The sequence below is a fragment of the Devosia equisanguinis genome, assembly GCF_900631955.1.
In the GTDB taxonomy this organism is placed as follows: Bacteria; Pseudomonadota; Alphaproteobacteria; order Rhizobiales; family Devosiaceae; genus Devosia; species Devosia equisanguinis.
The window spans coordinates 64,265-75,704 of sequence record NZ_UZWD01000043.1 but is presented as its reverse complement, the minus strand read 5'-3'; the positions used below and the strand labels follow the sequence as shown (position 1 = coordinate 75,704).

General features: G+C 62.1%; 12 protein-coding genes and 1 tRNA gene. 5 read left to right on the top strand and 8 right to left on the bottom strand.

The window, feature by feature from the left end; genetic code table 11:
- Nucleotides 1-250: 250 nt before the first annotated feature.
- The 4 genes from folK to DEVEQU_RS17535 form a co-directional block, all read right to left on the bottom strand.
- Nucleotides 251-682 carry a 2-amino-4-hydroxy-6-hydroxymethyldihydropteridine diphosphokinase gene (folK, locus tag DEVEQU_RS17550; protein ID WP_126151893.1) on the bottom strand — a complete coding sequence of 144 codons (432 nt, stop codon included), beginning with the start codon at nt 680-682 and terminating at the stop codon, nt 251-253.
- On the bottom strand, nt 682-1,065 hold the full coding sequence (folB, locus tag DEVEQU_RS17545) for a dihydroneopterin aldolase (protein ID WP_126151892.1): 384 nt from the start codon (nt 1,063-1,065) through the stop codon (nt 682-684). The genes folK and folB overlap by 1 nt, the downstream gene beginning before the upstream one ends.
- Nucleotides 1,062-1,955 (bottom strand): dihydropteroate synthase, encoded by an 894-nt coding sequence (gene folP, locus DEVEQU_RS17540; protein ID WP_223214282.1) that lies wholly within the window; start codon nt 1,953-1,955, stop codon nt 1,062-1,064. Before folP ends, folB begins: the two co-directional genes overlap by 4 nt.
- Nucleotides 1,956-2,162: 207 nt before the next feature.
- A complete protein-coding gene (locus DEVEQU_RS17535) occupies nt 2,163-2,594 on the bottom strand; it encodes a hypothetical protein (RefSeq protein ID WP_126151891.1) in 432 nt (143 codons plus the stop codon).
- Nucleotides 2,595-2,728: 134 nt separating this feature from the next.
- On the opposite strand from DEVEQU_RS17535, the gene tgt reads away from it, so the two are divergent.
- From tgt to map, 3 genes are read left to right on the top strand one after another with little or no spacing between them, the layout of a single operon-like run.
- Complete coding sequence (gene tgt / locus DEVEQU_RS17530) at nt 2,729-3,856, top strand: tRNA guanosine(34) transglycosylase Tgt (protein WP_126151890.1); 1,128 nt, start codon at nt 2,729-2,731, stop codon at nt 3,854-3,856.
- Nucleotides 3,857-3,911: 55 nt separating this feature from the next.
- Nucleotides 3,912-5,552: a glucose-6-phosphate isomerase gene (gene pgi / locus DEVEQU_RS17525; RefSeq protein ID WP_126151889.1), complete on the top strand. Its 1,641-nt coding sequence runs from the start codon at nt 3,912-3,914 to the stop codon at nt 5,550-5,552.
- 4 nt (nt 5,553-5,556) lie between these two features.
- Complete coding sequence (gene map, locus DEVEQU_RS17520) at nt 5,557-6,312, top strand: type I methionyl aminopeptidase (protein WP_126151888.1); 756 nt, start codon at nt 5,557-5,559, stop codon at nt 6,310-6,312.
- Nucleotides 6,313-6,334: 22 nt separating this feature from the next.
- On the opposite strand, the gene DEVEQU_RS17515 is transcribed toward map, so the two are convergent.
- Together DEVEQU_RS17515 and DEVEQU_RS19970 are read right to left on the bottom strand one after the other, a co-directional pair.
- Nucleotides 6,335-6,862, bottom strand: coding sequence for a hypothetical protein (locus DEVEQU_RS17515; protein ID WP_126151887.1), 528 nt, complete (start codon nt 6,860-6,862; stop codon nt 6,335-6,337).
- A 59-nt stretch (nt 6,863-6,921) separates the two neighbouring features.
- Nucleotides 6,922-7,089: a hypothetical protein gene (locus DEVEQU_RS19970; RefSeq protein WP_164550470.1), complete on the bottom strand. Its 168-nt coding sequence runs from the start codon at nt 7,087-7,089 to the stop codon at nt 6,922-6,924.
- 179 nt (nt 7,090-7,268) lie between these two features.
- Between DEVEQU_RS19970 and DEVEQU_RS17510 the strand changes: the two genes are divergently transcribed.
- Nucleotides 7,269-8,993: an ABC transporter ATP-binding protein gene (locus tag DEVEQU_RS17510; RefSeq protein WP_126151886.1), complete on the top strand. Its 1,725-nt coding sequence runs from the start codon at nt 7,269-7,271 to the stop codon at nt 8,991-8,993.
- Nucleotides 8,994-9,003: 10 nt separating this feature from the next.
- On the opposite strand, the gene DEVEQU_RS17505 is transcribed toward DEVEQU_RS17510, so the two are convergent.
- Both DEVEQU_RS17505 and DEVEQU_RS17500 read right to left on the bottom strand, forming a co-directional pair.
- A tRNA-Lys gene (locus DEVEQU_RS17505) sits at nt 9,004-9,078 on the bottom strand.
- Between the two features lie 75 nt (nt 9,079-9,153).
- Entirely contained in the window at nt 9,154-9,948 is a 795-nt protein-coding gene (locus tag DEVEQU_RS17500; protein WP_126151885.1) for a hypothetical protein, read from the bottom strand.
- 139 nt (nt 9,949-10,087) lie between these two features.
- Between DEVEQU_RS17500 and glmU the strand changes: the two genes are divergently transcribed.
- A complete protein-coding gene (gene glmU, locus DEVEQU_RS17495; protein WP_126151884.1) occupies nt 10,088-11,440 on the top strand; it encodes a bifunctional UDP-N-acetylglucosamine diphosphorylase/glucosamine-1-phosphate N-acetyltransferase GlmU in 1,353 nt (450 codons plus the stop codon).

Here is an 11,440-nt window from a genome sequence, read left to right as displayed (position 1 = left end):
GGGCCGGGGTGGGGGGTGGTTCAGTGATTCACTGATGGACCCCCTCCCTCAATCCCTCCCCTCAAGGGGGAGGGAGGCACGTCGGTGTGTTCGAGGACTATCAAGCCAGCATCGCCAGGCCTTTTCCTCGATGCTCACCACAAGCACATCCCGCCCTCGGACTTGATCCGAAGGCCACTTTCCACCCACACATGTCCAAATTCATCAGTGCGCCGGTCGCCCGTCTCTGCCACGGCACCCCCGCAAAACCCTATCCACGCCCCTCGATCCACGCCGCTACATCCGGCGCGATTTCGCGCAGGGGCACCAGCACGAAGTCGCGTTGATGCGCGAAGGGGTGGGGCAGGGTGAGCCGGCCGGTCTGCATTTCCACCCGCTCATAAGCGATGATGTCGATATCGATGAGTCGGGGGCCCCAGACCTCGTGCCGCACCCGGCCCATGTCGCGCTCGATATCCAGCGCCACATGCAACAGGTCGATGGGCTCCAGCGCCGTTTCCACCGCCGCCGCCATATTGGCGAAATCGGGCTGGTCGGTCTTGCCCCAGGCCTTGGTGCGGATCACCTGCGATTGGGCCACAACGGTGATATCGGGATGCGCGTCCAGCCGGCTTATCGCCTCGGCCAGCTGCGCGCTGGGGTCGCCGATATTAGCGCCCAGGCTGAGCCAGGCTTTGGCCATCAGTGCGTCCTCGCGCGATGCAGCTCGATCGCCGCTTCTCCGCGCACCATGGCGATCGGCGCTTCCGGCTTGCGGACGCGGATGACGATCCAGTCGATATCGGCAAAGGAATCGAACAGGGCGGTGACGATATTCTGCGCCAGCGCCTCGATCAGCTTGGTGCGCTTGCCTTCAAAGGTTGCTTTCACCACGTCATAGATATCGGCATAGGACACCGTGTGTCCGATCGCGTCTGTTTCGCCCGGCGCGCCGAGATCGACGCCGCATTCGAGATCGACGAAGAATCGCTGGCCCAGCTTTGCCTCTTCGCTGAACAGGCCGTGATATCCATAAAAGCCCAGATCTTTCAAAATGATCCGGTCGCCGGTGAAGGGTGTGGTCATGGCGTCTGCCCCGCTGGTTCGGGCGGACCATATACCGTGGCCTCGGCAACGCGAAGCGCATCCACATTGGCCGCCACATCGTGCACGCGGAAGATATGCCCGCCGCGCTCATAGCCTTGCACCGTCGTCGCCAGCGTTCCCGGCAGCCGCTCGTCCGGCTGGTTGCCAAGGAGCTTGCCGATCATCGATTTGCGCGACGTGCCCACCAGCAGGCCTTGTTCGGCAAAGGCGCGAGTCAAATCAGTCAGTTGCCGCAAGATGCTGTAGTTTTGAGTCAGGGTTTTACTGAAGCCGAAGCCGGGGTCCAACACTATGCGCTCGGCCGGCACGCCGGCCGCCGTCGCAATCTCCAGCGTGCGGCGGAAATAGCCCGTCATCGCCGGCAATATGTCGGTCTCAGCCGTCCAGGTTCTGTCCCAGTGCATGGCGATCACAGGCGCGTCATGCAGCGCCGCCACCTGCGCCATTTCGGGCGCGCCCTGCAGGCCGTGCACGTCGTTGATAATGTCGGCTCCCACTTGCAGCGCCTGGTCTGCGACGAGGGGCTTGTATGTGTCGATGGAGATCGGCGCGGTCATCCCGGCGGCGCGGATGGCCTCGATTACCGGGATCACCCGATCCAGCTCCGCCTGCACGCTCACGACCTCGGCCCCGGGCCTCGTGCTTTCCCCGCCCACATCGATGATATCGGCGCCCTCGGCGATCATGCGCCGCGCATGCGCCACCGCCGCCGCGACATGGTCATGCCGCCCGCCATCGGAAAAACTGTCCGGCGTGACATTGAGGATCCCCATCACCAGCGCCCGCCGCCCAAGCACCAGCGTTCCACCACGGGCCAGGGGAATTGTCTGAGTGCTGTGCATGGTGGTGCCTATGGTCTGACCTGTCATGGTGCGCCTCTAGCATACCGGGCGCTTGACCCAAAGGTAGCGCACATTGCCACCCCACCCACCAGCCGTCACCCTCGGGCGAAGACCCGAGGGCTCTGCACTTTACCGGTCGATCGCCCAAAAAGGCTCCATCGGGTCAGGCCCGCGGCTGACGCTTCGTGTGTGGCCACGCCCTCAAAGCCTGCGCACCGCGCGTAGATCGCGTCCCTACAGCCCGGCCGCGTCGTGTTCAAGCGTGCCGGAGAAGCCGCAGGCGGCGCCGTGGTAGTAGAGGCAGCCGGAGCGCTCTTCCGTGGTCAGGGTGCCGTCTTCGTTGAAGGTCAGGCCGATTTCGCAATAGCGTGCGTTGAGCGGCGAGCTCTCACCTTTGGGGTCATAATCCTCGTTCTCGACGAAGAAATTGCCGCCCTTCTTGTCGAGCAGCACCTCGCCGTCGATGCCGCCCGCACAGCCGCCGCCCTGGTCGGAGATGGGCACGATGGTCGACATGGAGATCTTGTAGATGTCGTTTTCGACATGGGTGAGGTCGGCCGTAATATTGCCCTCCCCCTCGCCGAACCAGTGGCCCTGATGCTCCTGCGCGAAGGCGGGCAAGGCTGTTGTGGTGAGGACGGCGGCGAGGAGCAATGTGCGGATCATGTCAAAACCATGCAGTTGAAAAAACCGAATGGGACAACCTCTAGTGCAAACCGTGGCGGAAATCGGATCGACCACGAGACTTCGCTGTGCGAGACGCATTGTCCACCGGGGCGCAATTGGCTAGAACCGCGCGCATGAAACTCGTCAATTTCTCCCTTCTCGCCACGGACGGCATGGCGCGCCGTGGTCGCATCGACACGCCGCGTGGTGAGATCAACACGCCCGCCTTCATGCCTGTCGGCACCGCCGGCACGGTCAAGGCCATGTATCCCGAGCAGGTCCGCGAGACCGGCGCCGATATCCTCTTGGGCAATACCTATCACCTGATGCTGCGCCCCGGGGCCGAGCGGGTCGCCTCTTTAGGCGGGTTGCACGACTTCATGGATTGGCAACGCCCCATTCTCACCGATAGCGGCGGTTTCCAGGTCATGTCGCTGGCCAAGCTGCGCAAGCTGACCGAGAAGGGCGTCACCTTCAAATCCCATATCGATGGCTCGTCCTATGAGCTGACGCCCGAGCGCTCGATCGAGATCCAGACGCTGCTCGACAGCGACATCATCATGCAGCTAGACGAGTGCATCTCGCTGCCGGCCGAGCGCAAGGAGATGGAACGAGCCATGGAGCTCTCCATCCGCTGGGCCGACCGGTCCAAGACCGCCTTCAACAACCAGCTCAATCGTGCCCTATTCGGCATCGTGCAGGGTGGCGACGATGCCGAACTGCGCGCCCGCTCCGCTGCCGGCCTCAAATCCATCGGCTTCGATGGCTATGCCGTGGGTGGCCTCGCCGTGGGCGAGCCGCAGGAGGTGATGTTCCGCGTCCTATCCGAGGTCACGCCGGAACTGCCGCAGGATCGGCCGCGCTATCTGATGGGCGTGGGCAAGCCCGACGACATTCTTGGTGGCATCGAGCGGGGCATCGACATGTTCGACTGCGTCCATCCCACCCGCGCCGGCCGCCACGGCCATGCCTATACGCGCTTCGGCGTCATCAATCTGAAAAATGCCCGGCATAGGGATGATCACCGGCCATTGGACGAGGCATCGCCCAATCCGAATTGCCGCCGCTGGAGCCGCGCCTATCTGCATCATCTCGTTAAGGCAGAGGAGATTTTGGGGGCCATGGTGCTTTCGCAGATCAATCTCGCCTATTATCAAGAGCTGACTTCGGGTGCCCGCGCGGCGATCGAGGCCGGTCGCATGACAGATTTTGCCGCAGAAACGCGGGCCGCCTGGGCCGCCGGCGATATCGCGGCGCTGTAGCACGCAACACAATTTCGGAATTCGTTCAGAATTCGTTCATAGTGAGGTCAGGTAAATGGCAAAGGCTGGACGCAAGGCGGGCTTCGAGACCCTCGGCAAGCTGCGCAAAAGCATGGAAGACCAGCCGATGCGGCTGCTCTTCGCCGAAGACCCCAATCGCTTCCAGCGTTTTTCCGCCAGCGGCGCCGGCATCCTCCTGGATTACTCGAAGAACCGCATCGACGAAGAAGTAATGACTGCGCTTTTCGATCTGGCGCGCGCCGCCGGAGTCGAGGAACGCCGCAGCCAGATGTGCGAGGGCGAGCACATCAACATCACCGAAAACCGCGCTGTCATGCACATGGCGCTGCGTTATCAGGGCGACAAGCCGGTCGAGGTCGATGGTCAGGACGTCATGCCCGATGTCCGTAACGTCCTGAAATCAATCGAGAATTACACCAATGCCGTGCGCTCGGGCGAGATCCGCGGCCATGGCGGGGAGCAATTTACCGACATCGTCAATATCGGCATTGGCGGCTCCGACCTCGGTCCGGTCATGGTCACACTGGCGCTGGCGCCCTATACCCGTCCCGATCTGCGCGCCCACTATGTGTCCAATGTCGATGGCGCGCATATTCACGATACGCTTCAAGGGCTTGACCCCAAGAAGACGCTGTTCATCGTCGCCTCGAAAACCTTTACCACCGACGAGACGATGACCAATGCGCACTCCGCCCGCGCCTGGCTTTCGGCGGCGCTGGGCGAAGAAGCAGTGCCCAATCACTTCGCCGCCGTCTCAACCAATATCGAGGCCTGCGCCAAGTTCGGCATCCGCGAAGACCGGATTTTCGGCTTCTGGGACTGGGTCGGCGGCCGCTATTCCGTCTGGTCCGCTATCGGCCTGCCGGTCGCGCTGGCCATCGGCTACGACAATTTTGCGAAATTCCTGGCCGGCGCCGACGCCTTGGATCGGCACTTCCTCGAAACGCCGCTCGAAAAAAACCTGCCTGTTATCATGGGCTTGCTGGGTGTCTGGTACAGAAATGCCTGGGGCTTCTCGACCCATGCCGTACTGCCTTACGACCAGCGCCTTTCCCGTTTCCCTGCCTATCTGCAGCAGCAGGATATGGAGAGCAACGGCAAGTCTGTGACGCTTAATGGCAAGCCCGTCGGCTGGTCGACTGGTCCCATCGTCTGGGGCGAGCCCGGCACCAATGGCCAGCACGCCTTCTATCAGTTGATCCATCAGGGCACCGATGTCATCCCCTGCGATTTCCTCATCGCCGCGCAGCCGCAAGAGCAGCTGCCGCCACATCACGACAAGCTGGTGGCCAATGTCCTGGCGCAGTCCGAAGCCCTGATGCTGGGCAAGACCGAGGATGAGGTCGTCGAGGAACTCAAGGCGCAGGGCCTGTCCAAGGACGCGATTAAGGCGCTGGCACCGCACAAGGTGTTCCCCGGCAACCGTCCTTCGAATACTCTGTTCTATCAAAAGCTTACCCCGGAAATGCTGGGGTCGCTGGTGGCGCTTTACGAGCATAAGGTGTTCGTGCAGGGCGTGATCTGGAACGTCAATTCCTATGACCAGTGGGGCGTGGAATTGGGCAAGCAGTTGGCCAAGGCCCTGCTGCCCAAGGTGCAGGGCCAGGCGAGCGGTGAGGGGCATGACAGCTCCACCCAGGGCCTGCTCAACTACTACCTCGCCAACAAGGCCTGATCGCTTGACTATCACGACTGACGAGCAGCTCGAGAAACTCAAGGCCATTGGCCGCATCTGTGCCGTGGCGCGCGACGCCATGGCTGCGGCCATGCGTCCGGGCATGACGACGCTGGAGCTGGATGAGATCGGAGCAAAAATCCTGGCCGAAAACGGCGCGCTTTCGGCCCCGATCATCACCTACGACTTCCCAGGCCACACTTGTATTTCGGTCAACGAGGAGATCGCCCATGGCATTCCCGGCGACCGCGTGCTCGTGGAAGGCGACCTCGTCAATATCGACATTTCTGCCGAGAAAGACGGCGTTTTCGCTGATTGCGGTGCCTCCTACGTGCTGGGATTGGGCGACAAGCGGCTCGAAGCGCTCTGCCGTGACGGCAAAAAGGCGATGTGGGCCGGCATCCGCGCGGTCAAGGCCGGCGCGCCGCTGGCCGATATAGGCGACGCCATCGGCAAGGTGGCTCGGAAGGGTGGCTATACGCTGATCCGCAACCTCGCCAGCCATGGCGTGGGCGACAGCCTGCATGACGAGCCCGGTGAAATCCCCACCTGGCCGGATCGCTCCGAGCGTCGCCGCATTGGCAATGGTCTGGTGTTCACCATCGAGCCTTTCCTGTCGCTGGGAGGCCATTCGGCCGAGCAGATGCATGAAGACGACGAGTGGACGCTCACCGCCGAGCCGCTCGCGCCGTGCGTGCAATATGAGCATACCGTGGTAGCGACGCCGCGCGGCGCGGTGGTGGTAACCCTATCCGCCTGATGTCCGGAGCTTTTCGCTGCTGTTAGAGCCAGATAATCAGCAGCGGTCCGAGCACGATCATGCCGAGACCGATGACCAAGCGCAAATTGCCCAGCCGGCGAATGGCGTGGACGCTGAGGACGCTGGAGAGGACCAGATAGCCGGCCAGGGCGATCAGGGCCGGCGTCAGCGGCGCCAGGGCCAGCGGGGTATTTTCGTTCAGCTGCAAATAGATCATGTGACCGCCAGCAAAGCCGAGCAGGGCGGTAATGATGACTGTTCCGGCCTTGGCCGCGATCAGCAGGGCCATGTCGATGGTATTGCTCGTCAGCAGCAGGGCGAAGCCCGTCGCCGTGACGTGAACGGCCGCGAGGGTCGAAAAGATCTGGCTTTCAGCCAGCAAGGGGATGAGTTCAGGTGGCGCCGTCAGCGGCAGCGCGCCGACCATTGGCAGGTTGGCGCCGTATTGCGCGAACAGGAAGATCACATAAAGCATGGCCAGCGTGGAGGCGCCGAACACCAGCAAGGTGGCGGCCAGCACTTTCATGAGGTCGGTCATATCCTGCGACACATCGGCCCCCTTGGTCGTTTCTGCCGTTCGCGGGCGATATTACGAAGCCCGCGCGATTCTCACAGAACTATCCTGGGCCAGGTGCGGCGATGCACCGGAAATGCTGATGCCAGCCGGGCTCGGCGGCGGATGCGGGCCGGCTTGCGGAATTCCTCCGACAGCTCGCCTGCGTCCGAGCGAAAGTCGAGTTCTGCATAGGGATCGGGGTCGAGGGTCGAATCGGTCATCAGGATAGGCCTGTCGGCGGCGGCTCGGGAGAACTGGCCTGCCTGTGCCCATGGTTCGCGTCAAGATGATGGCACGCCGCCATTGCCTTTGATAATTAACATGACTACGAGAGTGGGGTTTTATACGTGCGGGGATTGCGGGGGCAATCACGCGCATAGGTTTGGTTCAGGTTGACATGATGTTGCGGCGCTTTTTCTCCTATTATCGGCCTTATACCGGGCTCTTCATCCTCGATTTTGGCTGCGCCGTCATTGCCGGCCTGTTGGAATTGGCTTTCCCGCTCGCCGTCGCCTATGTCATCGACCAATTGCTGCCGACATCGAATTATTCGTTGATCATGGCTGCCGGCGCGGGGCTTCTGGCAGTCTATCTTACGAGCGCGGTGCTCAAGGCGGTGGTCAATTACTTTGGCCATGTGCTCGGTGTGTCGATCGAGACCGATATGCGCCAGGAGGTGTTCGAGCACCTGCAGAAGCTGAGCTTTCGCTTCTTCGACAACAACAAGACCGGCCACCTCATCACCCATGTCACAAAGGATCTCGAGGATGTGGGGGAGGTCGCCCATCACGGCCCCGAGGACGTCTTCATCGCCGTGATGACTTTTATCGGCGCCTTTGTGCTGATGTTCCTGACCAATTGGCAGCTGGCGATGATCACCACGATGCTGGTGCCGGTGGCGACGCTGCTGGTTGGGCGCTATGGCGCCCGCATGACCACCAACTGGCAGGAATTGTTCGGCCGGGTCGGTGAGTTCAATGTGCGGGTGGAAGAGGCGATTGGCGGTATCCGTGTGGTCAAGGCCTTTGCCAATGAGCGGCACGAGACCGGGCTTTTCACCGATAGCAACCAGGCCTATCGCGCCACCAAGCTCAAGGCCTATGCCATCATGACGGCGAGCATCGCCATCAGCTTCCTGTCGACGCGCCTGGTACAGCTCGTGGTGATGATGGCGGGGGCCTGGCTGGTGGTCAGCGGCGACCTCAGCTATGGCGGCTTCGTCAGCTTCCTGCTGCTGGTCGAAGTGTTTATCGGCCCGATCGACAAGATCACCAGCGTGCTCGAGAGCTATCCAAAGGGCATTGCCGGTTTTGCCCGGTTCTGCCGCCTCATCGATACCGATCCCGACATTGCCGACAAGCCCGGCGCTGTCGCCGTGAACGGGCTGAAGGGTGACATTCGTTTCGACGAAGTCTCTTTCTCCTATGAGGACGGACGCTCGGTGCTGCGCAATGTCAATCTCGATATCAAGGCCGGCGAGACGATCGCCATTGTCGGGCCGTCGGGCGCAGGCAAGACCACACTTTGCTCGCTGTTGCCGCGCTTCTACGAGCGTGACGCCGGCAGGATCACCATTGACGGCATCGATATCTCCGACATGACGCAGGTGTCGCTGCGCCGGCATATCGGGGTGGTGCAGCAGGACGTTTTCCTGTTCGGCGGTAGCCTCAGGGACAATATCGCTTATGGCGACCTCGTAGCAGACGACGCGGCGATCATGGACGCAGTGCGTCGCGCGCGGCTCGAAGACGTGGTTGCCGGGCTTCCCGCCTGTTTGGACACCATTGTAGGCGAGCGCGGCGTAAAGCTCTCGGGCGGACAGAAGCAGCGCGTCGCCATTGCGCGCATCTTCCTCAAGAATCCGCCGATCCTGATCTTGGATGAAGCGACTTCAGCCCTCGACACGGCAACGGAGGCAGCGATCCAGCAGTCGCTCGCCGAGCTTTCGGATGGGCGCACCACGCTGGTGATCGCCCACCGCCTGGCCACCATCCGACATGCCCACCGCATCGTGGTGCTGACAGAGGACGGCATAGTGGAGCAGGGCCCGCACCAGCAATTGCTCGAGCACAACGGCGTCTATGCGCGCCTGCATGCGGCACAGCAACTGGGTCTGGTGGGCTGAGAAGGGAAGATGGTACGCCGGGAGGGGGTCGAACCCTCGACCATTCGATTAAAAGTCGAATGCTCTACCACTGAGCTACCGGCGCCCGTCTCGGACGCTCTTGGCGTCGCGGCGGAACATAGCCGGACTTCTCCGGCTGTCAACCGCCTTGGCGGTAGAACTAGAGCAGATTCAGCTCGGTTCCACTGAAACTGGTGGGGGTGCAGGCGATGGAGACGCGTTCAAGCCGTTCACAGAGCACTCTGGCGTCGCTCAAATTCTCGATCGGCCCGGCGATAATGCGCTGCGCACCAGCGGCGTCGGTGTTGCCGAGCTTGGGCTCGAGCCCAATCAGCAAAGGCCCGATCTTGAGGCTGAGATCGTTCCATTGCCCCGCGGCATCGGCCCGGCTCACCGGGCCGCCCAGGGCAATGCCGTAAATGGTCTGCTCGACTGGCGTCGCGGCGGTCTGCGTGTCGATCGGCGCCGGCAGAGGCTGGGTGGCGGCCGCAGGACTAACCAATGCAGGCAAGGGCGTCTGGCGCACGACCACGCTGCCGCCTTCGGCATCAAAGCTGGTCGTTCCCGGCATGTCGACCGAGGCGGTAAGGTTGGAGCGGTCCACCGCCACGCCATTGGGCAGGCCTTCGAGTACGCGCGGCAGGGTCACTTCGAGCGCGCCGACGCGCCGCGTGATATCACTGCCGCTTTGCTCCTGGATGGCGAAGCGCGAGGTCAGCAGCATGGTTTCACGCCGCAGCAGCACTGTTTCATCGCGCAGACTGGCGACTTGGCTGCGCAGCGATTCGACTGATGCGGTGCCGGCGAGCCGCGGCTGATGCAGGCCGCCCAGCACGGAATTGGGCAGGAGCGCGGCGACATTGGCGCCGAACACGGCCAAGCCGCCACAGGCCAGAGCAACCATGCCCCAAAGCCTGACATCCGACTGCCTGAATTGCTCCGATGCGCGCGCCAAGCATAAATCCTTCGAAGACACGCGCGAATCGCGGTGTCATCTTTTGCACAGTGCCGCTTTTGTTGTCATTTCGCCAACTCTTGCCTGCCATAAATTCGCAAAAATGCCCGTCGACATGAAGGCATGCTAAGGGACCGACATGACTGACCTGACCACGATCATTCTGGCAGCGGGCGAAGGCACCCGCATGAAGTCGACGACGCCGAAAGTGCTGCATCCTGTCGGTGGCCTGCCCATTATCGGCCATGTCGCCCGCGCTGCGCGGGAAGCCGGGTCCAGCCGCATTGCATTGGTGACGGGGCCCCGGCATCAGATGATCCGTGACGCCGTCACCGCGCTCGAACCCAATGTGCTGCATTTCGAGCAAAGCGTGGCCAAGGGTACCGCGCATGCTGCCTCAATGGCCAATGCCGTGTATCAGGATGCGCAGGGCTATATCGCTGTGGTCTATGGTGATCATCCGCTGCTGCGCGGCATCAATTTCCGCGCCGTGCTCGATCGGTTGGATGCCGGGCTTGATGTTGCGATCCTTGGCTTCGAGCCCAAGGACCCAACTGGATACGGCCGCTTTATCACCGACGGGGATACGCTCCTTGCCATCCGCGAGCACAAGGATGCCACCGAGGACGAGCGGCGCATTCGCCTTTGCAATGCCTGTATCCTGGCTTTCCGGGCCGAGGTGTTCCGCGACCTCATCGACAAGGTCGAAACCAATAACGCGCAAGGCGAGTACTATCTCACCGATCTCGTGGGTCTCGCCAATTCGGCCGGCAAGAAGGTCGGTTATGGCTTGGCGCCCGAGAACGATGTCATGGGTGTCAACGATCGCAGCCAGTTGGCGCGTGCCGAGGCGCTGTTCCAGGACGTGCGGCGCGAGGACTTCATGAAGGCCGGCGTGACCTTGCGCGATCCAAAGACCGTGTGGTTCTCATGGGACACCGAGATTGGCAAGGACGTCACCATTTTCCCAAATGTCGTGTTCGGGCCCGGCGTAAGCATTGCCGACAAGGTCGAAATTCGCGCCTTTTGTGACATCGAGGATGCCGTGATCGGGGAGGGGGCCAGTATCGGCCCTTTCGCGCGCATTCGCGCTGGCGCCGAGCTCGGCAGGGATGTGCACCTGGGTAACTTCGTCGAGGTGAAGAAATCCCGGATCGGCGATGGCACCAAAGCCGGTCACCTGAGCTATCTCGGCGACGCCGAGATTGGCACCAAGACCAATATCGGGGCAGGGACCATCACCTGCAATTATGATGGCGTGAACAAGGACAAGACCATCATCGGCAACAATGTCTTCATCGGCTCCAATGCTTCATTGGTGGCGCCGGTAAGCATTGGCGATGGTGCCTATACGGCCTCGGGCAGCGTCATAACCGAGGATGTTCCCGCCGACGCGCTGGCCCTGGGCCGGGCGCGGCAGGAAAACAAGGACGGATATGCGCCGAAGCTGCGCGAGCGGGCATTGGCCAAGAAGGCAGCCAAAGGGAAATAG